We start from the raw sequence: 19,565 nt of genomic DNA on the forward strand, positions 1-19,565 counted from the left end.
ACCCTCGCGTGAGGGACCTGCTGAAGGGACTCTCCAGTGACGCGGACTTCGCGCGCTGGCTGGACTCCGAGGACCTGGCCCGCCGCTTCGCCGCGTCCGTGAACCTGATCGCCGAAGGCCAGAGCCCGCGCATGCCCCTGTCCTTCATGGCGCCGGCCGGGGCCTTCCGCGTGACGAAACGTCAGGGCCGCACGGTGGGCTCGGCGGAAAGCCATACCCGATACGACGGGGTGACCCGCGTCATCGTCTCGCTGGACGCGAAGGCCGTGGGGCAGGTGTATCAGGAGCTCAAGCCGCTGCTGGACGCCGCCCACGCGGAGCTGGCCCCGCCGGGCCGGAGCCTGGAGGCGACCCTGTCGCAGGCCATCGGGCGGCTCACGCGCGTCCCCATCCCCAAGACGTCCCCGGAGCTCACCGCGAAGGGCGCGCTCTACGTCTATGTGGATCCGGAGCTGGAGGCGCTGGGCGCCGCGGAGAAGCACCTGCTGCGCATGGGTCCGGTGAACATGCGCAAGGTGCAGGCGAAGCTCACCGAACTGTCGGCGGCGCTGGGCCTGCCGTCGCAGGGGCAGGCCCGCCAGCCGTAGTCCAGACGTGCGGTGTCTTGCTTTGGGTGGAGCCCCGCTCTACTCGCAAGGGGGGCTCCAGGGCCCTTCGGATGGCTACCCCTGGCGCGCTTTACGCGACGTGCTGTTCTAGGCGACTGTTCACTGGCAGGACGCGAGCCGCTTTCGCGTCCGTGACGAGAGACATCTCGATTCCTTGAACACGTATGCCTTTGCGCCGGCGCCCGCCGCTGGCGACAGCATCGCGAAGCCAGAGGGGGAAGTCCGTGGCTGATACAGGTGGGGGCGTGTCCCGCGACCCGGAGCTTGCCTCCCGTCTCGCGGCGATGGGCGTCCTGGAGACGCGGATGGCCGGGCTCGGCGCCGGCCAGCCGCCCGTGGTGATGGCAGGCCCCTTCTTCCACGCGACGGACCCCGCCGAGGTCCAGCGCGTGCGGCAGTTCCGCGACGCCCAGTACCGCGCGCGGCTGAGCTATCTGCTGAGCCCCGAGCAGCTTCAGCTCGACTGGCGGCTGGAGCTGGACGAGCGCAGCGCGCACTTCCACGCGAGCCGCGACGGCCAGCTCTTGGGCAGCCTGCGGATTACCCCCGCCCCCTTCGAGTTCCAGGCGCTCGCCCCGTCCCTGGAGGCGGAGGCGCCCCGGTTCCAGGGCTACGCGGAGTTCAGCCGCCTGGTCGTGGACCCGGAAGCGCGCAGCCCCTCCGTCACGCCGCGCCTGCTCATCGCCGCCTGCACCTGGGCGATGACGGAGGGCTACGTCGGCATCGCCGGCCTGTGCCGCCGCGCCGCGCGCACCGTCTTCGAGCGCTACGGGCTGGCCGCGGCCTCCGAGGAACAGCACCGCGTGCCCATGCGCGGTCCGCAGCCCTACACGCTGATGGGTGGCACCTGGCCGCAGCTCATCGCCGCCAGCACCCGGATGTCCGAACGGCTCACCCGCCTCCGGATGAATGACTCACCGGACGCCTACTCCCGCTTGGTCGAGGTGGAACAGACATGACTGACACGACGCAGACGGTCTCCGGCCTGGAGGCCCTGAAACACCGCCGCTCGCAGGTCTGGGACGAGTTGCTTTCCCAGTCCCGCTTCGTGCGCACCATCCAGCAGGGTGAGGTCACGAAGGCGCTCTACGCGCTGTATCTCATTGAGACGTATCACTACACCCGGCACAACGCCCGCAACCAGGCGCTGGTGGGCGTGCGCTGCGACGACGACCGGCACTACCAGAAGTTCTGTTTCAACCACGCGGAGGAGGAGGTCGGCCACGAGCAGATGGCCCTGCACGACGTGGCCAGCATGGGCCTTCAGCCCGGCTTCCCCATCCCGCGCGCGCTGCCCGCCACGGACGTCCTCATCGCGTACCTGTACTGGGTCTCCTACCAGGGCAATCCCTTGCAGCGCCTGGGGTACAGCTTCTGGGCGGAGAGCTGTTACGACTACATCCGGCCGCTGTTGGGCAAGGTCCAGAAGTCGCTGGGGCTCACGCCCGCGCAGATGACCTTCTTCGTCGCGCACTCGGACATCGACGCGGAGCACTCGCAGGCGGTGGACGAGATGATCGCCAAGAAGTGCAAGACGCCCGAGGACTGGGAGGACGTGGCGCAGGTGATGGAGACGAGCCTGCGGCTGACCTGGAAGATGATGGACGAGGTGGCGGACGCCTACGCCCAGCTCGTCGACGGACGCAGCGACCGGGCCGCCTTCCTCAAGGCGCTGTGAGCCTTCCGCCATGGGCGCCTACTTCCGCCACCTGAACTATTCGCTCGGCGACGAGGACTCCCGCGTCGAGCTGCACGCCCTCCCGGCGGACGCCCGGCACGTGGTGGCCGTGGCCGGCAGCGGAGGGCGCGTGGTGCCGCTGCTCGCCCGCGCGCCCCGGAAGGTGACGTGCGTGGACATCTCCGACACGCAGCTCGCGCTCACCGAGCTGCGCATCGCCGCGCTGAGGCGGCTGAACCACACGGAGTACCTGGGCCTGCTGGGCTACGAGGACATGTCCACCCAGCGCCGCCTGGAGCTCCTGGCCACCCTGCCCCTCTCCGGAGCCGCGAGGAAGGCCCTGGAGCCCGTGTGGCAGGCGGTGGAGGCCGGCGAGCGTATCGTCTACCTGGGCCGCTTCGAGGGGATGCTGCGCACGCTGTCGCGCGTCGTCGGGCTGTTCACCGGCCAGCGCGGACGGAGGATGTTCGACCAGCCGGACGTCGCGGGGCAGCGCGCGTACCTGGACTCGGGGTTTCCCAAGGGGGCGTGGCGGCTGGTGCTCCTCCTGATGGGGAACTCGGCGGTGCTCAACTCGCTGCTCTACCGGGGAGACTTCCCGAAGAAGAACCGGCCGGAGAGCGCGTTCCGCATCTACTGGGACCTCTTCGACCGGCTCTTCCGCACGCTGCCGGTGCGCTCCAGCTTCTTCCTGCAGCTCGTCTTCTTCGGAGAGCTCCGCTACCCGGAGGGCTACCCCATCGAGTGCGACGCCGACGTCTACCTGGCGGCGCAGCGGGCCGCGCGCGACGCGGACATCGAATACGTCAAGGGCGACATCCTCCAGCACGTCCAGGCCCAGCGGGACGTGGACTTCGTGTCGCTGTCCGACGTGCCGTCCTTCCTCCCGCCGGACCTGGAGCGCGACTTCCTCAACGCGATGAAGCCGGGCCTCACCCCGGACGCCCTCGTCGTCACGCGGGGACACCTGCGCGTCGCCGCCCCGGAGGTCCAGGGCTACGAGGACGTGTCCGGCCGCTACGCGGATTCCATCGCCGGGGAGCGCACCCAGCTCTGGAAGATCAACTTCTACCAACGACGTTCTTGAGGAGCGCCGTCGCATGCATGCCGTGAAGCTGACGAAGACGTTCGACGCCCAGGCGCTGGAGGCGGCCTACCACGCCGTCCGGCGCCAGGTGGAAGCGCTGCCCGCGGGCTATCCAGGCGAAGGCCACCAGGGGTGGACCTCCATCTGTCTGCACTCCGCCACGTCCGGCGCCTCACCGGTGCTGGATGCGGCCCCCTACCTGCGAGACCTGCTCGCCGGCCTGGGCCTGAAGCTGCGCCTGGCGCGGCTGCTGCGCCTGGAGCCCGGAGGCGTCATCCGCGAGCACCAGGACGCGTTCCTGTCCAAGCGCATCGTCCGGCTCCACATCCCCGTCGTCACCCACCCCGACGTGGAGTTCTACGTGGGCGGCCAGCGGTGCGTCTGGGGCGCGGGGGAGTTCTGGTACGGCGACTTCTCGCTGCCGCACCACGGGGTCAACAAGAGCGGCATCGCCCGCATCCACCTGGTGCTGGACGTGACGGCGGACGACGCGCTCCTCCACCTCTTCCCGCCCCAACAGGTGCCGCCGTCGCTCCAGGCGATGGGGAGCGAGACACAGGAAGCGGAGCTGGACCCGCGCGTCATCGAGCGCTTCGCCTTCGACTTCACCCTGCCCCAGGGCTTCAGCCTCCCCGGCACTGGACTGGCGCCGCTGACGTCCGAGGCGCGGGGCGGCATGCGCATGGTGGACAACGAGCTGTGCATCTTCGTCAACGAGCAGCCCATGTTGAAGGCCGTGCCCGTGTCGGAGGACACGGTGGACCTGCTGGGCATGGGGCCGGAGGCACGCCTGCGCTACACGTTCCGTGGCGAGGCGGTGCGGGATGTGACGCTCACCGTGGGCACGACCCCGGTGTACTCATTCGACGTGCGCCATGGCTCCGGTCAGGCTCATTGAGCGCGGGGAGGCGGGAGACGCCAGCGACAGCGCGCGGCTGGCGTCGAAGCTCGTCGGCCACTACGTCGAGCGGGGCACCGGGCCCTTCATCGGGAACACCCGCCACCGCGTCCTGCTGGCGGAGGTGGACGGCGAGGTGACGCCACTCATCGTCAACGACGGGGCGGACAGCGACTGCTACCTGACGTCACCGTTCATCAACTACATCACCTACGCGGAGGACTTCGTGCGCTCCGTGAAGGACCCCGGCACACGGCGGGCGCTCCTCGCGTTCATCCGCGCCGTGCGGGCCGTCATCCGCTCCAGGGACCTGGACCGGGTCGTCTACGTCAATCACTGGATGCTGGCCACGGGGCCGGCGCTGCGCTTCACCCCGGAGCAGCTGGAGCGGCTGACGCGGGCACTGAAGGAGCGCTTTCCCCAGCACGCCCTCGTCTTCAAGCGGGCCACGGCGGAAATGGCCAGCACGGAGCTACCAGCCATCTTCAACCGGCAGATGTACGTGTGGCGGCACGAACCGGGGAAGAAGCCGCCCCGGGAGTTCCGGCAGGACCGCAACCTGCTGAACCAGCACCGCGCGAACCTGCGCAGGCTCACCGCCGCCGACCCTGGCGTCATCGACCGGCTGCGCGAGCTGTACCGGGCGCTCTACATCGACAAGTACTCCGACCATAACGCCTTCTTCACGGAGGCCTGGTTCCAGGAGGTGTTCCGGCAGGGGCTGCTGGAGGTCTACGGCATCGAGGTGGACGGCCGCCTTGCCTACTTCGTCACCTGCTTCGTCGCGGGCGGCGAGCTGATTGGCTCCGTGGTGGGGCACGACCCGGTGCTGTCGCGAAAGCACGGCCTGTACCGGGCCGGCATGAGCCACCTGATGCAGCTCGCGGAGGAGCGCGGCCTGCCGCTCAACCTGAGCTCCGGCTCCGGGCAGTTCAAGCAGAAGCGCGGCGCCACGCCGCTCACCGAGTACGAACTGCTCTGCTTCTCTCACCTCCCCTGGCGTGCAAGGCTGTCCTGGTCGCTGCTCCGGCGCATCTACAACGAGGTCGGTCCCAGGGTCTTCACCGCCCTGAGCATCTGACCGCGACCTTCCGTCGAGGACCGCATGCTCTACACGCCCCGAAGCTTCCAGGAGTCGGACCTCTCCACGCTGCACGCCTTCATGAAGCAGCACAGCTTCGCCACGGTCATCTCGCACGGCGCGGAGCTCAACGTCACGCACCTGCCGCTGATGCTGGCGCCGGACCGGGGAGACAAGGGCACGCTGCTGGGACACCTGGCGCGCGCCAATCCGCACTGGAAGGACTTCGACGGCGAGCGGCCGGTCCTCTGCGTCTTCCACGGCCCCCACTCCTACATCTCGCCCACCTGGTACAAGGCCCGGCCCTCGGTGCCCACCTGGAACTACGCGGTGGTGCACGCGCGCGGGAAGCCACGCCTCATCGAATCGCGGGCGGAGCTGTCGAAGCTCATCGACCTGACGATTGCGACGTACGAGCCCACCCTGGGCGCCCCCGGCAACGAGGCCTACCCACCCGAAGAGGCGCGCGCGCAGCTGCTGGAGCACATCGTCGGCTTCGAGCTGCCCATCGACGAGCTGCAGGGCAAGTTCAAGCTGGGCCAGAACCGCTCCGCGGAGGACCAGGCGGGAATCATGGAAGCGCTGACGGTCCAGGGCGGCGAATCGCTGGCCCTGCTCGAGCTGATGCGCGAGCGGTCGCGCGCGAAACCCTGACGCAGTCCCGGGCTCCGGAGGCCCCCGCACATGGCAAGGCAGCGCGTCCTCACCCCTTCCGAACCGCTCCAGCGGACGTGGGCGCTGAGCGCCGTGGACGTCGCGCTGAAGGACATGTTCGTGAGCTTCGCGGCGGTCTTCAGCGGCAGGCTCGACACGGAGCGCTTCTCTCAGGCGCTCCGGCAAACGCTCATCCGCTACCCGTTCTTCCACGGCACCTTGAGGCAGCAGGACGACGCGGTGCTCGTCCTCTGCCACCACCCGCCCCGCCCCGGCGTCCGTGAGGGCATGAGCGCCGTGGGGCTGGACCTCGAGGACGTGGACGCGCCCTTCCCCACGGGCGACCGGCGGGTCCTCTACTCGGGGGACTTCGTCTCCAGGCTGGCCCCCGGGAAGCCACCGGTCCACGACGGGCGCCGCCCGCTGTTGCACCTGAAGCTCACGCACTTCCGCGACGCCTCCGTGGTGGCCCTGAGCTGGAACCACGCGCTGACGGACCTGCACGGCATCTACGACTTCCTCCGAGCGGTGTCGGACGCCTACAGCCACCCCGGCCACGAGCCCGGAGCGCCGCCGGTGTTCGGCCGGCGCGACATCTGGCGGAACCTCGAAGGGGCCCCGGAAGCGGGAGCCCGGCCGTCCAGGGAAGGCCGCCACGGCATCGTCCACATCTCACGCGCGAAGGCGGCGCTGGGCATCGCGCGCTACCTGAAGCAGGCCGTGACGGATGCCGTGCCCGTCTGCCTCTTCCTGGACGAGGACGGCGTCGACGCCATCAAGGCCCGGGCACAGGCCGCCGGGACGAAGGTGTCCACCAACGACGTGGTCAACGCGACGCTGCTGAAGTTCTTCGGCGAGTGCACCCGCGACCCACGCGCGTCTCCGGACGTGGGGCTGTACTTCCCCATCGACGTGCGCGAGCTGCTGGGAGCCCCGCACGGGTCGGTGGCCAACTGCCTGGGCAACGCGTCCGCGGTGCTGAAGCGCGCGGACCTGTGGAATTCGAGCGTCACCGAGCTGGCCATGCGCAACCGCGCCGTGGTGTCCGCCTATGGCCGGGAGCAGCTGCGGGGCGACCTGCGTTGGGCGGACTACTGGAGGCGCAACACGAGCGCCGGCAGCGTGTATCACCACTGGTTGCTGGGAAGAGACCGCGTCTATTCCTCCAACTGGACCAGCCAGGAGCTGGCGCGCGTGCGCTTCGACGACGCGGCGTTCGTCGCGCTGCTGCGAAGCTCGCAGCTCAACAAGTGGCTGCTGCTGCCGGCCTTCCACAGCACGGTCCTGCCCCGGATGGAGGGCGGCCGGATGAAGCAGGTGGTGCGGGTGGCCGTCCGCCGGGAGCACTTCCAGGTGCTGGCGAGGCACCTGGGAGACTGGCCTCACGTCGAGGAGGCCATCCGCCTGGACACCGGCGCTTCCGCCAGCGCCGGGTCCTGAAACAGGGGCACGTCCTCGCGGAAGACGTTCCGCTCCACGGGAGGCGGAGGCTTCATCAGGTTCTGGGTGAGCCAGCCCAATCCCTGACGCTGCAGGGCGGACCGGTGCCAGATCCACGCCGACACATGGACCGGCTGCGCGCCGACGCTCATCTTCGGCCCCGCCGTGGTCATCCCCATGTTGACCGCCTTGCAGCCGTGCTCGATGGCGTAGCGGACGACCTCGTACAGCAGCCGGAAGTAGACACCCTCCTGCAGGGCCGCCTCGCGGGAGAAGCCGGTGCAGGAGAAGCGGAGCATGGGTCCGTCGAGGAACAGCAGCCCGAACCCGGCGATGCTGTCATCCGGCCGGCGCAGCAGCATCACCTTCGCCTCCGGCATGTCGCTGGCCGAGGCAAAGAAGCCCTCGGTGAGGACCAGGCGCCGGTACTGGGTGGCGCGCTCGTAGAGGGTCCGCCACAGCACCGTCAGCTCCGGGGCCAGCTGCGCGAACTGCTCCACGACCTCCACGCGAAGCGAAGCCGTCTCCTTCATGCAGCCCGCCAGGCGCGCGCGGTAGCGGGCACGCATGTGGGCCTTGTAGTCATTGAATGACGCGAACGGCACCGGCGCGACGTACGCCGCGGGGAGCGGCGAGGGCACGAAGCCCATCCGGCGGAGCACCTCCACCGCCCCGGGCGCGGCCGCCGTCTCGATGTCCCGGATGACGACCAGCGACGCGCGCTGGCGCTCCGCCTCCGCCTGCGCCCAGCGCGCCACGGTGGTGATGGCTTCGGCGCTGGTGAGCGAGGAGCGCACGGGGAACCCCACGCCCGCGGGGTTGCCCACCTCGATGACGCCGTACTTCAGGAAGCGAGGCGCCGCGCCTCGCACCAGGTGGACGGCCTGCTGGATGCGTTGATTGCCCAGGTCCGCCCCATCGATGGTGTTGCGATAGGTGGCGGCGACGCCCACCGGCTGACCGCGCCGGTCGCTCAGCACGATGGGCACCTGGTGGAAGCCTTCAATCTGGATGTGCTGGGCGCACTTGAGGAAGCGCTGGCTGAGATTGAAGTGGCCTTCAGGGACCCAGCAATCCCAATCACGCGCACCGCCGTCCCGCCAGAATGCTTCTCCCGCCTCCCGGACCGTCACCCCACCAGTGTCGTGCTCGGCACTGCTACCACGCATGTCATTCCTCCGCGGACATCGGAGGCGGAACAGTGCCTTGCGGCCCCCAGGCGCGGGAAGGCCGCGACGGGTCGCGGAAGGACTGTCACGAAAACCAACCACGATCCGGCGGTGATGTCAGGGGCGTGATTCAGGATGACCGTCCCCCATGTTTCAGTCATCCCAGCCCGTGTCGTCTCAAGAGCGAGTCGCCCTGGTGGATGCCCTGCGCGGCTTCGCGCTGTGTGGCGTCTTCATCTCCAACACCTTCCTCTGGTTCAGCGGCCGGAACCTGCTGCCGCCAGAACGGCTCCAGGCCCTGGGCTCGCCGCTCCTGGAGTTGGGGGCCGGCGCCCTCTTCCTGTTCTTCGTGGCGCACAAGTTCCTCAACCTCTTCGGCTTCCTCTTCGGGCTGGGCTTCTCCCTCCAGCTGTCGCGAGCGGAAGCCCGAGGCGCCTCGCACGTCCCCGTCCACCTGCGGCGCATGGGAGTGCTGCTGTGCTTTGGAGCCGTGCACCTGCTGGCGCTCTGGATGGGAGACATCCTCCACCTGTATGCATTGGCGGGCTTCGTGCTGGTGCTCTTCGCCGGGAGGTCGGACCGGGCGTTGTGGAGTTGGGTTGTGCTCCTGCTGGGCTTGGTGCCGCCCCTCGTCCTCGCGCTCCAGCATTGGGGGCCGGGAGCCGCGGCGGAGGCCGCGAAGGCCCATGAGCTGGCGCTGCGGGCGGACCTGCTCGCGGCGCTCTCCAGTGACTCGGTCTGGACGGCGCAGGCGGGAAACGCCCGCTACGTCTGGGAGACGTGGTTCAGCACGCCCCGGGTGCTCATCTGGCTCGCGCTGATCCTCGGACGCTTCCTGCTGGGTTTGCTGGCGGGGCGTCACCGGTTGTTGCAGGACGTGGAGCGCCACCGTCCCCTGCTCCGCCGGATGCTGGGGTGGGGGCTGGGCATGGGAGCCCTGCTCAATGCCGGGGGGCTCCTGGCATTCCAGCTGAGAGCCCAGGGACTGGAGCCCATGAACCACGCGGGCCTCTTCCTCCTGATGGCGTTCCAGGACCTGGGCTACGTGCTTCTGGGCGCCGCGTACCTGGCCGGCTTCGCGCTGCTCTTCCAGCGCGAGCGCTGGCGCCGGGCCATGACGGTGTTCGCCCCCGTGGGCCGCATGGCGCTGACGAACTACCTGATGCAGACGGTGCTGAGCCTGTGCCTCTACAACGGCTGGGGCCTGGGGCTCATCGGCCGCGTGCCGCCGTCACACGGTGTCGCCATCGCGCTGGGCCTCTTCGCGGTGCAGGTGCTGCTCAGCCATGCCTGGTTGAAACACTTCCGCTTCGGTCCCGCGGAGTGGCTGTGGCGGTCGCTCACCTACGGCCGCCTTCAACCCCTGCGCTGATTCATTTCTTGGGAGGGTGGTTCCCCCGGCCGCCACCGGACGGCCTTCCCGTCTTGCTCGGTGCATTGGGGGGCGGAGGTGGCCGGGCGCTGCCGCCGCCAGCCTTGCCTCCGCTTGCTCCTTTGCCGCCCTTCCCTTGTCCTCCGCTGCCTTTGCCCATGGCGCTCCTCCGTTGCATGCGATTCAGGGTGGAAACCTATGCACGGTTGCACGCCCTGGCAGGGACGGTTCCCACGGCACAGCTTTGATGCGGTCATGGACGTCCCCGCCTCATTGCTCGACTTCTCGCTGGTCCAGGGCACCCTGCTCGGGCAGAAGCTTCGCCGCGCCCGTCATCGCCAGACGTCGCGGCCCGCGCGCATCCTCGTCCTGACCCTGGTGGCCTGGCTTCCGCTCCTCGTCCTGTCCCTCCTGGGTGGAGGGCTCGGGATGACACGCGCCTTCCTGCACGACGTGGGGACCCAGGTCGCGTTCCTGGTGTCCCTGCCGCTGCTCGTCGCGTGCGAGCGCTACATCGACCTGAACGAGAAGGCGGCCGTGCGCCAGTTCGTCGTCTCGGAGCTGATTGCTCCGAAGGACCTGGCCACCTACGAGCGCATTGCCAGAGACGTGGTGCCGATGCGGCGAAGTGCCATCATCGAGGCCGGGCTCCTGGCCGCTTCCATCGCCGTGTCCTTGCTGGACGTGCCCCACGTGACGAGCCGTCCAGCCTGGCTCCATGCGCAGCCCCAGGGCCCGCTCACCCTGGCCGGGTGGTGGTACCTCGCGGTGAGCATGCCGATCCTCCGGTTCTTGCTCCTGCGCTGGCTGTGGCGGGGAGTCCTGTGGGCCAGGTTCCTGTTCAAGGTCTCCCGGCTGCCGCTCACCCTCGTGCCCACGCATCCGGATGCAGCGGGCGGTCTGGGCTTCCTCGGGACCGTCCAGGCCAGCTTCTCACTGATCGTCCTCGCGGTGTCCGCCACGATCACCACGCACCGCCTGTCGCACGCCTCCACCACGGACATCACCGACTACGCCCTTCACCTGTTCACCTTCGCGCTCCTCTGCATGGCCGTCATCTTCGCCCCGCTGATGTCCTTCTTCCGTCAGCTACTGATGGCGAAGCGAAAGGGGGACCATCACTACTCGGCGGTGGCGGCCTGGCATTCGCAGCGCTTCGAAGAGCGGTGGTTCCACCGGAAGCTGCCGGAGGGACTGGACCCGCTGAGCGCGGAGGACTTCTCCTCGCTCACGGACCTGGGCTCGTCCTTCGTCGCCGCACGCCGCATGCGCTGGTTCCCGGTGGACATCCGGGCGGCGCTGGCCGTCATCGCCGCGGCCATGGCGCCCATGGTGCCGCTGCTCCTCGCCGACCGGCGCTTCGTGGAGGTGTTGCTGGAGCTTGGCAAGAGCCTGCACTGACGCATCGCCGTCAGCGGGCCACCGGGCGCGAGGGGGCTTCCTCCCGGACGATCAACAGCCCATCCATGACCGTCGCCCAGGGGACCTTCATCCAGGACGTGTAGATCAAGGGACGCGCCAGGCTGGGCCCCAGCTCACGAAGCTGGCGCCCATCCAGATACCGGGTGTCCGCGGAGTGGTTCAGGAACGCCTGGCCCTCCAGTGACTCCGGCGTCGCGGGTGCCAGGGCAAACGTCTGGGGACTGGCGCCGATGGAATAGCTCCCGGAGCTGGCGGAGAACCCCAGCACGAAGGACTGGTCCCCGAACCGCTCACGCACGAAGGAGCCGAAGGGAATCCGCTGCCGGCCGTCCGGATCCAGGGCCGACATGCCCTTCGAGGCATGAAGGGTGGCAAGCCAGACAATGGCTTTCCTGGGCTGGGGGGACTGGGACAGGAGCCATTCCAGGTTCATGAACATGGAGCGCTCACGCGCGTTGTCTTCGTTCCAGCTCCGGGGAGCACCGGGCTGCTCCTCCTTGAGGGTCAACGCGGCGGCCGCGCGGGTGAAGGTCCGCACCAGGTTGCGAGCCATCTGCACTGATTCAGCCTGGGTGAGCGTCGACTCCAGCTCCTGCGCGCAGCCCAGGAGGACCTTCGCGGTCGCCGCATCGTACGGATGGGCTTCGTCGTAGCCCCAGGCCATGTGCCGATCGAGCTCCGCCCTGCACTCCTCCCGCCGAGGGGCGAGCTCACGCACCAGCTCCTTCGTCACCCACCTGCCCCCGTTGATCTGATCATCAATCCCACCGACGGCGAGGGTCCCCGCCCGCCACCGCCCGGCCAGGAAGGGAATGAGGGGTGCCATCTCCGGACTGGCCCACATCCCGCCAATGGCAGTCGCGAGCATGTCGTCACTGACGGGCTGGCCCGCCTTCAGCAGCGACTGGAGATGGAGGAAGTCATAGGTGCCTGTCTCGATGAAGAAGGCATCGTACTGGCATTCCTCCACCAGCCTGCGGGTCAGCTCCGCCTTGAAGGCCACGGTCCTGGCACTGCCATGGTGGGACTCCTCCCCCAGCAGCGCCATCCGCTTGTCGCAGAGTTCCCGGACGATCCGGTCGGTATCGGAGGGCGGCGGCGCCTCACTCCTGGGTGACGAGGCGCAGCTCGCAAGCAAGGAGAGCAGAAGCAGCAGGTATCTCATCCGCGGCACTCCATGGACGCCCTCGGCAGCGCCGAAGGCTCCATCTCCGTCGCCATCGAGGAGGTCTCCCCGCCGGACTGGGCGGAGACCGTTCAGCGCTCCGCGAAGGCCTTCTCGGTGACGTAGTGGCCGGCCTCTCCGGGGGTGCCCTCGCGGAAGCCGCGCTCCTCCAGCATGGTCGTGAGGTCCGAGAGCATGCCGGGGCTGCCACAGAGCATCACGCGGTCGGTCTCCGGGTTCAGCGGCGGCAGGCCCACGTCCTTGAACAGCTTCTCGCTCTGGATGAGGTCGGTGATGCGGCCGGTGTTGCGGAAGTCCTCGCGCGTGACGCTCGGGTAGTACGTGAGCTTCTGCTTCACCAGCTCCCCGAAGAACTCGTTGTGGGGCAGCTCGTGGATGAAGAGGTCGTGGTAGGCCAGCTCTTCCGCCCGCCGGCAGGTGTGCGTGAGGATGACCCGGTCGAACTGCTCGTACATCTCCGGGTCCTTCACCAGGCTCAGGAACGGCGCCAGGCCCGTGCCCGTGCTGAGCATGTAGAGGTTCTTGCCGGGCAGCAGGTGCTTGAGGACCAGCGTTCCGGTCGCCTTCTTGCTGACCAGGATGCTGTCGCCCTCCTTGAGGTGCTGCAGCCGGGAGGTCAACGGCCCACCGGGCACCTTGATGCTCAGGAACTCGAGGTGGTCGTCATAGTGCGCGCTCACCATGCTGTAGGCGCGCAGCAGCGGGCGGGCCTCGACCTCCAGGCCGATCATCGTGAACTGGCCGCTGGCGAAACGGAAACCCGGGTCACGCGTGGTGACAAAGCTGAAGAGGGTGTCAGTCCAGTGGTGCACGCGCAGCACGGACTCCTTCATGAGACTGCTCACGGTTGTTGCTCCAGAAGAGGGCCGGCGGCGTTCTAGACCACCCGAACGCGCCGGTTAACGGGTAACGTTGTGCGACACATTCCCCCCTCCGTACCAGAGGAAGAAGCCCGGCGGGCAGCCTTGCGCTTATCGGCGGGTTCAGGAGTCCAGCGGGTCCGCCGGCCTCGGGCACCCTGGCCCGCCGGTCAGCGGGCGAGCTGGGACAACGCCCGGCCGAGATGACGCCCCGCCTGGGTGCCCACGGCGGCAGGCGCCTCGACTCCGAGCCCCTGGGGATTCAGGGCCCCCCAGCCCGAGAGGAAGGACCCCGTGGACCACGCCGCCCGGAAGCCCTGCTCGAAGAGGGAGGCCAGCGTCCGCTCCAGGCCGGGCGCCGCGGACTCCAGGCGCCTGGAGACGAAGAGCTCCGTCCCCAGCCGTGCGCTGCCCGCCTCCAGCTCCGGCGGGGTGGGAAGGGAGGCCTCCACCAGGATGCCCGCGTAGAGCGGCTCCTCCGCCTCACAGACCCCTTGGAAGACCGACGTGAGGAATCGCGCCGTCGCCTGGGCCTGCCGCCGCTCCTTCTTCGAGAGCGCGGCCGCACCGGGCATGGACAGGAGGGCGCCGCTCACAAAGACCGCCACGGGGTGGAGCGTCCGCTCCTGCGCGTCATCGGGGACCGGCTGGTACTCGACCGTCACTCCGCCCACCTGGGGTGCCTCGAAGCCCACGCGGAGCACCTTCGCCCCAGGGGCCTCGCCGCCGACGAGCGTCTTCCACTCCTGCAGCTGTTTCCCGCCGCGGAGCTCCACGGAGCGGTCCTCCAGGTGGCTCGCGAGGTCGGAGATCATCCCGAAGCGGGGGAAGCGCTCCCCCCGGACCACCGTGAGCGCGCCGGTCGGAGTCGCGCCCGCCGCCGCCACGTGCGCACAGACGCGGCCGAGCGCGGCCTCCGGGGCGAGCCGGTCCAGGTAGAACGCGGCGGCGACATGGGGCGGGTCCAGGTAGAGCGAGGAGCGACTCATGGGCCTCACTGAATCAGCTTGAGCATCTCGCGCAGCTGGGCCGCGTTGGGCACGAACGCGGTGGCCAGCTCGCCGGTTTCCTCGAAGAACTGCACGACGAAGTACTTGCCGTCAACGCGGGCGAGGTGCGCCACGGTCTTCGACGCGCCCGTGGACCACGGAAACACCTTGCTGCTCTGCATGGCGCGCTCGAGGAGCTCGCGCCACAGGCCCAGGTGGGTTTCGCGCGAGACGACGCGTCCGAACCACTGGGCGGCGTGCCGGTCGAAGGAATGGTCGAGGCCCGCCTTCGTGAGCTTGCGCACCAGCCCGGGGGCCGCCGCCAGCCCCTTGCGGGCCGCGCGCGAGGCCAGGGCCTTGGACACCCCGCGCATCCGGGCGATGACCGCGAGCGGGATCTTGATGCCCGCCTGGGCGGTCTTCGCCCCCAGCAGCTTGAAGCCCAGCTTGCTGGCGACGCCCGCGCCCTTCGCCACCGTCCCGGGGGTCGGCACCAGGTCGATGGGGTCGAACAGGGGCTTCTCGAGGCCGACCTCGTGGAGGAAGACCTCGTTGCCCTCCCGGTCCACGAGCCGCGTGAGCCCCGTGGTGGCCCGCACCTTGTACCCGATGACGACCCCTGGGTTTTCAGGGTCCATCACGAGGCCCTCGATGAGGTCCGGCTTCGTTTGCAGCTGCTCCTCGAACTCGCTCCGGAAGCCGGGAGGCAGGGGTGAGGAGAGGGAGAGCTCCCCCACCGGCTCGTCGGGCCAGCGCAGCGCGCTGGCCGGGGCCAGGACGAGGTCCGCGCTGCCCACGGCGGACTGCCCCGGGAAGGACGGGGCCTGGGGGCCCGCGCGGTCCGGCGGGCCCTGCCGGAGGTCGATCTCCTGGAAGCGCAGTGAATAGGACAGCGAGGCGCCGGCGTCCGCGACGGGCGCGAGCGAGGCTCCGCCATGGTGGCGCACCGTGATGACCGCGCTGCTGCCGGAGAACTCGACCTTCACCTCGAGCTGGGTCTGCTTGCTCTCGACGGACACCTCCGCGGCGGGGATGCCGCCGATGGTCACCAGCCAGCGGTTCGCGGAGTCCTTGAAGACGATGTCCACGCGGGGCGCTGGCGTGACCGCATCCGAGGCATCCGCCTTGTCCTTGCGCTGGATTCCCGCCGGAGCCGAGGCCTGGACGCGCGGCAGGGAGAAGGGGCCCGGGCCGGTGATGGCCGATGCGAGCCGGTCCGCCTCCGCCTCATGCGGGGAGTCGCGCGCGCCGAGGCGATCCGAGGTGGGCTCCCGGCCTCCCTGCTGAAGGGTGTGGACGACCTCGTGCGCGAGCAGCGACATCCCGCGCCGGGTGTACGGTCCGCCGTGTCCGGCGCCGAGATAGATGTGGGCGCCCCGGGTGAACGCCGCCGCGTCCAGCGCCTCCGTGGCCCGCCGTGACTCCGCGTCGTGGTGGATGCGGACACGGCTGAGGTCATGGCCGAAGCGCGCCTCCATGCCGATGCGGACATCGCCGGGCAGGGGTTGTCCCGCGGAGGTGGAGAGGCTGTCGCCCGTTTCATGCTGGGGGGAAGCCCGTGCGTTGTCTTGCCGTGGGGCCGGGACCGCCTGCGTGTGTTCCAGGTGCCAGAAACCGCGGTACGTCATGGACGTCCCCCTTCACTGAGGCGCTGTGCGGGTACGGCGCGCTACGACTCCTTCCAATTCTTCTCCTTGAGTCCGCGAAGCACCACCTGGGCAACTTCCGCCACCCGGGGCTCCGGGTCGGCGCTCAGCCGCTCCAGTGGCTCACGGAGCTCCCGCCACGCCGCGAACGCCGCCGCCGCGGCCGCAGAGCTCCGCACCCGCGTGTCCGGATTCGACATGGCATCGCGGAGGAGTTCGAAGAGGTCCGGGTCGAGCTCCGCCGGTGCAGCCACCCCTGCGATTCGGACCGCACGCGCCAGCTCCAGGGGCTCCTTTGCTTCCTTCGCCTGCTGGAGCACCTCGTCCCGTGAATAGTGAGGCAGCCTTTTGCGGATTTGCTGCGCGGTCCCCTCCACGTCCGCCCCCGTCACGACGAAGTAGTGGAGGTCCACCATTGGATCCTCGAAGTAGTACGCCTCCGTTTGGTCATCCATCGTGCGATAGATCCGCATGAAGGGCTCCAGCCCTCCTCCCTTGTTGAAGTCCCAAATCGACCAGCCCTCATCCCAGGCAAAGACCTCCACCTGCGTTCGTGAAACCTGCTCCTTCAGGGCGATACGGACCGGGGACATACGCGCTCCTCTTGTCGGGAACCGGGCGGCTCAGGTTCCACGCTTGCCGTACTTGCGGATGTCTTCGATTAGAGCCAGTTGCTCGGCGCGAAGCTCCGGCACGGTCTCGCGCGAGGCTGCTTCTTCAAGGCACTTACGGAAGAACTCGAAGAAGGCGGAGTCAAACACAGGCGGTGCAATGAGTGCCAGGAGGCGGACGGCCAGGTCACACTCCTCCGGCGTGGTCGCCGATTCGGCGCTACCCCTCCTGCCAATTGTTGCTCATGAGCGCTTGCAGCGCGATGTCCGCCCGCCGACGCACTTCCTCCTCCGGGTCCTGGGTCCGCAACTCCTCCAGCAGCCCCTTGAACTCCCTCCATGCCGCGAAGACCGAGGCTCGGGTGACTTCCGCGCGAACATTCGGGTCCGGGTGATGAGCCGCAGCCTGAAACCGGGCGAACACCTCCGGGTCGAACGTATCGGGCACGGCGGCAACCCCGGCGAGGTCCACCCAACGCGCGAGCTCTTCTGGTGACTTCGCCTCCTTCAGGTGCAGGAGGAATTCCTCGCGTCCGTAGGTGGGCAGCGCGGCGCGAATCTGCTCGATGACCGGCTCGCGGTCCTCTCCCATAAGGGCGATATAGCGTGCCCCCACCCATGGGTCCTCGACGTAGTGGATGAACGTCTTCTTCCGGTCCCTGGGATACCAGATGTACTCGTAAGGCTCCTGGTCGCTTCCCGGTTTGAAGTCGTGAAGGGTCCACCCCTTCTTCCAAACGAAGTTGGTGACCTTCCCACGCGATGCCTCATCCTTGAGTACCAGCCGAATCGGAGACACGAACACGGGTACACCTCACGAACCAGGGGTTCGGGTAATGTCAACGCCATGATGCGCGTGAGTCCCGTTGCCGAAGTTCATGTCGAGCTGGACAAGCTGCCGAAGGAGGAGCTGGTCAGGATGCTGCTCAACCCCTGAAGTCTGGCGTCCGGCAACGACAGGCACTTGAGGAAGACCCCAAGTGCATTTTTCAGGGCACACACCGCTGAAGCGCTGGGTGGGTACCTCTCGCTACGACTCCTTCCAATTCTTCTCCTTGAGCCCGCGAAGCACCACCTGGGCGACCTCCGCCACCCGGGGCTCCGGGTCGGAGCCCAGCTGCTCGAGTGGCTCACGGAGCTCCCGCCACGCCGCGAACGCCGCCGCAGCAGCCGCCGAGCTCCGCACCCGCGTGTCCGGATTCGACATGGCATCGCGGAGGAGTTCGAAGAGGTCCGGGTCGAGGTCCGCCGGTGCAGCCACCCCTGCGATTCGGACCGCACGCGCCAGCTCCAGGGGCTCCTTTGCTTCCTTCGCCTGCTGGAGCACCTCGTCCCGTGAATAGTGGGGCAGCCTTTTGCGGATTAGCTGCGCGGTCCCTTCCACGTCCGCCCCCGTCACGACGAAGTAGTGGAGGTCCACCATCGGGTCCTCGAAGTAGTACGCCTCCGTCTCGTCACCCATCGTGTGGTAGATCCGCATGAAGGGCTCCAACCCTCCTCCCTTGTTGAAGTCCCACAGCGACCAGCCCTCATCCCAGGTGAAGGTCTCCACCTGCGTTCGTGAAACCTGCTCCTTCAGGGCGATACGGACCGGGGACATACGCGCTCCTCACAAGGCATGCGGGTTGAAGGCGTGCGATCCATAGGTGGCCTGCATGCTCCGCCGCAACTGCTGGTCCAGCATCTCGCGGATGTAGCGTTCCACCTCCAAACGATTGGTGAAGTCCATCTGTTGGGCCTCCATCCGGCTGTGGATCCACCGGAAGACGAACTCCATGTGGCGCCTGCGCTGGTCCCGGGTGGCAGCAAGCCCACTGGCAAATCGTGGGGCAGGATCGGCCAGATCGCCCAGCATGCCGCGGTAGCCAGCCCCCGCGCCCACCTGCGACGCGGGAAAGAGTCCGCCGCCTCCCGCGACCGGAACCTGTCTGCCCTGACGATCCATGCGGGTCACCGTGGGGATGCTCGCGAACGCTTCCTGGAGCCCCATCCGCTGCGAGCCAGGGTGGGCCACCAGATCCAGCAGCATGGGCGTATGGATGATGGAGGAGCTATAGCGGGCGGACTCGAGCTGGAGCAGCCGGGAGGTCGAGCCCAGCAGCGGCGCCGCGCCCGGAGTCCGGCCCACCCAGGGCGGCATGCGCTCCCCGCGAGACAGGCGGCGGAGGACTTCCGCGATCTCCCGATCTCCCACTCCCGCACTCGCCTGGAGGTTCACCAACCCCCGGTGGATGTCGGCATACGAGCTGCCTGCTCCCGGGAAGTCGATGTGAACGTTGCCCAACCCGGGAGGACGGAAGGGCGACTGCTGCTCCCGCACGGGCGCGCCCAGGGTCTCCAGCAACGTGTGCTGAGGCTGTCCCTGCCGCAGCGGGTACTGCCTCAAATCCCAGACCGCGCCCAGGCCTATTTGATTGCCCTCCAGTACCAGTGGGCTGCCACGCTCGCCTCCACCTGTCAGACGCTGCGCATTGATGTCGCCCACCGTCTCCTGCACGCCCATCCAGTCCCGCGTCTCCTCGCCAAGGCGATGGATGAGTTGAAACAGCTCTCGGCCTCCCGGCGTCTGGTACACCTGCGAGAGCGGCTCGCGCGGGTTGACCAACGCGATGATGCGCGTCTCCCGCGCCCCCGGGCTCTCCACATACAGGCGCGTGAGCCGATACCAGGCCCGCCAGATGGCGAACTGCGCTCGCAGCCGGAACCGTGACACGCCCCGGCGCAGCAGGGACTGGATCCTCGGCCGCAGCGCCGCCACCGCCCGATCCAACCGTTGCTGGGGTGTCTGCTGCTGCTGCTGCCTCCGCCGCTGCCGCCACTGCCGGATGCGTTCGCGCGCCTGCCGCAGCCGGTCGCGCATGCCC

General features: G+C 68.7%; 19 protein-coding genes. 10 read left to right on the forward strand and 9 right to left on the reverse strand.

The genetic code is table 11. From position 1 onward, the window contains the following. The 8 genes from D7X55_RS16750 to D7X55_RS16785 all read left to right on the forward strand — a co-directional run. Positions 1-587: DUF3014 domain-containing protein (locus D7X55_RS16750; RefSeq protein WP_121723571.1), on the forward strand; the 587-nt coding region annotated here is incomplete at its 5' end. Positions 588-832: 245 nt separating this feature from the next. Further along, positions 833-1,567, forward strand: a complete 735-nt coding sequence (locus D7X55_RS16755) for a GNAT family N-acetyltransferase (protein ID WP_158616287.1) — start codon at positions 833-835, stop codon at positions 1,565-1,567. After that, positions 1,564-2,286, forward strand: coding sequence for an iron-containing redox enzyme family protein (locus D7X55_RS16760; protein WP_121723572.1), 723 nt, complete (start codon positions 1,564-1,566; stop codon positions 2,284-2,286). Before D7X55_RS16755 ends, D7X55_RS16760 begins: the two co-directional genes overlap by 4 nt. Before the next feature lie 10 nt (positions 2,287-2,296). Beyond that, positions 2,297-3,373: a DUF3419 family protein gene (locus tag D7X55_RS16765; protein WP_121723573.1), complete on the forward strand. Its 1,077-nt coding sequence runs from the start codon at positions 2,297-2,299 to the stop codon at positions 3,371-3,373. Positions 3,374-3,386: 13 nt separating this feature from the next. Next, positions 3,387-4,271: an aspartyl/asparaginyl beta-hydroxylase domain-containing protein gene (locus tag D7X55_RS16770; protein ID WP_121723574.1), complete on the forward strand. Its 885-nt coding sequence runs from the start codon at positions 3,387-3,389 to the stop codon at positions 4,269-4,271. Beyond that, entirely contained in the window at positions 4,249-5,352 is a 1,104-nt protein-coding gene (locus tag D7X55_RS16775; RefSeq protein WP_120551663.1) for a GNAT family N-acetyltransferase, read from the forward strand. Before D7X55_RS16770 ends, D7X55_RS16775 begins: the two co-directional genes overlap by 23 nt. Before the next feature lie 24 nt (positions 5,353-5,376). Beyond that, the gene (locus tag D7X55_RS16780) at positions 5,377-6,006 is read left to right on the forward strand and encodes an FMN-binding negative transcriptional regulator (RefSeq protein WP_121723575.1); all 630 of its coding nucleotides are present in this window, start codon (positions 5,377-5,379) and stop codon (positions 6,004-6,006) included. Between the two features lie 30 nt (positions 6,007-6,036). Continuing rightward, on the forward strand, positions 6,037-7,446 hold the full coding sequence (locus D7X55_RS16785) for an acyltransferase (protein WP_120551665.1): 1,410 nt from the start codon (positions 6,037-6,039) through the stop codon (positions 7,444-7,446). Here D7X55_RS16785 and D7X55_RS16790 read toward each other — a convergent pair. After that, positions 7,389-8,615, reverse strand: a complete 1,227-nt coding sequence (locus D7X55_RS16790) for a GNAT family N-acetyltransferase (protein ID WP_147442916.1) — start codon at positions 8,613-8,615, stop codon at positions 7,389-7,391. The two genes, D7X55_RS16785 and D7X55_RS16790, sit on opposite strands and share 58 nt — an antisense overlap. A 148-nt stretch (positions 8,616-8,763) precedes the next feature. Here D7X55_RS16790 and D7X55_RS16795 point away from each other — a divergent pair, with 148 nt between their 5' ends. Together D7X55_RS16795 and D7X55_RS16800 are read left to right on the forward strand one after the other, a co-directional pair. Continuing rightward, positions 8,764-9,987: a DUF418 domain-containing protein gene (locus D7X55_RS16795; protein WP_121723576.1), complete on the forward strand. Its 1,224-nt coding sequence runs from the start codon at positions 8,764-8,766 to the stop codon at positions 9,985-9,987. Between the two features lie 255 nt (positions 9,988-10,242). Beyond that, the gene (locus D7X55_RS16800) at positions 10,243-11,388 is read left to right on the forward strand and encodes a hypothetical protein (protein ID WP_120551668.1); all 1,146 of its coding nucleotides are present in this window, start codon (positions 10,243-10,245) and stop codon (positions 11,386-11,388) included. Positions 11,389-11,398: 10 nt separating this feature from the next. On the opposite strand, the gene D7X55_RS16805 is transcribed toward D7X55_RS16800, so the two are convergent. From D7X55_RS16805 to D7X55_RS43370, 8 genes are all read right to left on the reverse strand, one after another. Beyond that, positions 11,399-12,574, reverse strand: a complete 1,176-nt coding sequence (locus D7X55_RS16805) for an erythromycin esterase family protein (RefSeq protein ID WP_121723578.1) — start codon at positions 12,572-12,574, stop codon at positions 11,399-11,401. Positions 12,575-12,666: 92 nt separating this feature from the next. After that, positions 12,667-13,440: a ferredoxin--NADP reductase gene (locus tag D7X55_RS16810; RefSeq protein WP_199746988.1), complete on the reverse strand. Its 774-nt coding sequence runs from the start codon at positions 13,438-13,440 to the stop codon at positions 12,667-12,669. A gap of 185 nt (positions 13,441-13,625) precedes the next feature. Beyond that, on the reverse strand, positions 13,626-14,444 hold the full coding sequence (locus tag D7X55_RS16815; RefSeq protein WP_147470127.1) for a hypothetical protein: 819 nt from the start codon (positions 14,442-14,444) through the stop codon (positions 13,626-13,628). Positions 14,445-14,449: 5 nt separating this feature from the next. After that, on the reverse strand, positions 14,450-16,072 hold the full coding sequence (locus D7X55_RS16820) for a DUF4157 domain-containing protein (RefSeq protein ID WP_121723580.1): 1,623 nt from the start codon (positions 16,070-16,072) through the stop codon (positions 14,450-14,452). Between the two features lie 41 nt (positions 16,073-16,113). After that, a complete protein-coding gene (locus D7X55_RS16825; protein ID WP_121723581.1) occupies positions 16,114-16,683 on the reverse strand; it encodes a hypothetical protein in 570 nt (189 codons plus the stop codon). A gap of 238 nt (positions 16,684-16,921) precedes the next feature. Then, positions 16,922-17,506, reverse strand: coding sequence for a HEAT repeat domain-containing protein (locus D7X55_RS16830; RefSeq protein WP_121723582.1), 585 nt, complete (start codon positions 17,504-17,506; stop codon positions 16,922-16,924). Between the two features lie 225 nt (positions 17,507-17,731). Further along, the gene (locus tag D7X55_RS16835; protein ID WP_121723583.1) at positions 17,732-18,301 is read right to left on the reverse strand and encodes a hypothetical protein; all 570 of its coding nucleotides are present in this window, start codon (positions 18,299-18,301) and stop codon (positions 17,732-17,734) included. Positions 18,302-18,310: 9 nt separating this feature from the next. Beyond that, positions 18,311-19,565: hypothetical protein (locus tag D7X55_RS43370; RefSeq protein WP_158626383.1), on the reverse strand; the 1,255-nt coding region annotated here is incomplete at its 5' end.

It is taken from the genome of Corallococcus sp. AB049A, from assembly GCF_003668885.1.
Taxonomy (GTDB): Bacteria; Myxococcota; Myxococcia; order Myxococcales; family Myxococcaceae; genus Corallococcus; species Corallococcus interemptor.

Excerpts from the sequence above, each read along its gene's own strand:
- D7X55_RS16785 (WP_120551665.1), top strand. The coding sequence starts at position 6,037 with ATGGCAAGGCAGCGCGTCCTCACCCCTTCCGAACCGCTCCAGCGGACG.
- D7X55_RS16795 (WP_121723576.1), top strand. The coding sequence starts at position 8,764 with ATGTTTCAGTCATCCCAGCCCGTGTCGTCTCAAGAGCGAGTCGCCCTG.
- D7X55_RS16820 (WP_121723580.1), bottom strand. The coding sequence starts at position 16,072 with ATGACGTACCGCGGTTTCTGGCACCTGGAACACACGCAGGCGGTCCCG.
- D7X55_RS16815 (WP_147470127.1), bottom strand. The coding sequence starts at position 14,444 with ATGAGTCGCTCCTCGCTCTACCTGGACCCGCCCCATGTCGCCGCCGCG.
- D7X55_RS16765 (WP_121723573.1), top strand. The coding sequence starts at position 2,297 with ATGGGCGCCTACTTCCGCCACCTGAACTATTCGCTCGGCGACGAGGAC.
- D7X55_RS16790 (WP_147442916.1), bottom strand. The coding sequence starts at position 8,615 with ATGCGTGGTAGCAGTGCCGAGCACGACACTGGTGGGGTGACGGTCCGG.
- D7X55_RS16770 (WP_121723574.1), top strand. The coding sequence starts at position 3,387 with ATGCATGCCGTGAAGCTGACGAAGACGTTCGACGCCCAGGCGCTGGAG.
- D7X55_RS16805 (WP_121723578.1), bottom strand. The coding sequence starts at position 12,574 with ATGAGATACCTGCTGCTTCTGCTCTCCTTGCTTGCGAGCTGCGCCTCG.
- D7X55_RS16825 (WP_121723581.1), bottom strand. The coding sequence starts at position 16,683 with ATGTCCCCGGTCCGTATCGCCCTGAAGGAGCAGGTTTCACGAACGCAG.
- D7X55_RS16800 (WP_120551668.1), top strand. The coding sequence starts at position 10,243 with ATGGACGTCCCCGCCTCATTGCTCGACTTCTCGCTGGTCCAGGGCACC.
- D7X55_RS16835 (WP_121723583.1), bottom strand. The coding sequence starts at position 18,301 with ATGTCCCCGGTCCGTATCGCCCTGAAGGAGCAGGTTTCACGAACGCAG.
- D7X55_RS16780 (WP_121723575.1), top strand. The coding sequence starts at position 5,377 with ATGCTCTACACGCCCCGAAGCTTCCAGGAGTCGGACCTCTCCACGCTG.
- D7X55_RS16775 (WP_120551663.1), top strand. The coding sequence starts at position 4,249 with ATGGCTCCGGTCAGGCTCATTGAGCGCGGGGAGGCGGGAGACGCCAGC.
- D7X55_RS16760 (WP_121723572.1), top strand. The coding sequence starts at position 1,564 with ATGACTGACACGACGCAGACGGTCTCCGGCCTGGAGGCCCTGAAACAC.